Source organism: Chryseomicrobium imtechense, from assembly GCF_041475995.1.
Lineage (GTDB): Bacteria > Bacillota > Bacilli > Bacillales_A > Planococcaceae > Chryseomicrobium > Chryseomicrobium aureum.
Genome location: NZ_JBGOBM010000039.1, coordinates 1 through 689, shown reverse-complemented (window position 1 = coordinate 689; position 689 = coordinate 1). Strand labels below are relative to the sequence as shown.

1 protein-coding gene is annotated in these 689 nt (G+C 49.2%); it reads left to right on the top strand.

The window, feature by feature from the left end:
• A partial coding sequence (locus tag AB5N96_RS13490) for a transposase (protein WP_499705758.1) occupies positions 1 to 689 on the top strand: 689 nt, incomplete at both ends.

Here is a 689-nt window from a genome sequence, read left to right as displayed (position 1 = left end):
TATCACCCGAAGATGATGTTGAAGATCATCCTCTGTGCATACACCCAATCTACCTTCTCCGGTCGCAAGATCGAGGACCTGACAAAGGACAGTCTGAGAATCATGTGGCTGGCCCAAGGACACCAACCTACCTACCGGACAATCAACCGTTTCCGTGTACAACCCGCAATGAACGCCCTCATCAAAGAGTGTTTCATCCAGTTCCGAAACCGCCTTGTGGCGGAAGACCTGATCGACCAAGACGCGATCTTCATCGATGGGACCAAGATCGAGGCGGACGCAAACAAGTTCACATTCGTCTGGAAACGAGCGGTCGAAAAATACCTGTCGAGCCTGACTGAGAAATCCAAGCAGATGTATGAAGAACTCTTCAAAGCCAACATCATGCCAGCTCTAGAGGTAGAAGAAGGTCTAACGGCTGAACAGATGTCCATGATGGCGGACAAGCTCGAAGAGCATGTCAACGAGAAGACGGCGCAGATCGAGTCAACTGAAGACGTAGCGAAACGAAAGAAGATCCGGTCAGAACGAAAAGAACCAAAGAAGCTCTTAAAACTGATCAAGGACATGCTTGTCCGTAAACATCGTTATGAGATCGACCTCGGGATCATGGGTGAGCGAAACAGTTATTCCAAGACGGACAAGGACGCCACATTCATGCGGATGAAAGATGACTATATGAGGAACGG